Origin of the sequence: Pseudomonas frederiksbergensis (assembly GCF_003732665.1) — a bacterium.
GTDB classification, from domain to species: domain Bacteria; phylum Pseudomonadota; class Gammaproteobacteria; order Pseudomonadales; family Pseudomonadaceae; genus Aquipseudomonas; species Aquipseudomonas frederiksbergensis_G.
The window spans coordinates 1-280 of record NZ_MOBP01000248.1 but is presented as its reverse complement, the minus strand read 5'-3'; the positions used below and the strand labels follow the sequence as shown (position 1 = coordinate 280).

The following is a 280-nucleotide window of genomic DNA, read 5'->3' as shown; positions in this document are numbered from 1 at the left end:
GGCGGAACGTGCGGCCCGGCAGGCCGGCCTCGGCCTGTGGCGGTAATCGCCTGTACTGAAAGCGGAGCAGATCAAGACCTCCGGTTTTGCCGTGCTCAGCGGTCGTGTCAGCAAGGTCCAGCGCAATCGCGGCGGGGTTTGGATCGAGTTGCATGGCGCGGTTGTATTGCGTGTTGCACCCAATTTGCTGGATCGGTTTGATGTCGCCACGCTGGAGCGACTCAAGTGCAGGCGAATCGAGGCGCGAGGCTGGGTACTGGATCGTTCGCGCCGTGGTGGA

General features: G+C 63.2%; 1 pseudogene. It reads left to right on the top strand.

The features are described from left to right. Positions 1 to 280: pseudogene (locus BK665_RS35140) on the top strand (thermonuclease family protein); the annotation flags it as partial.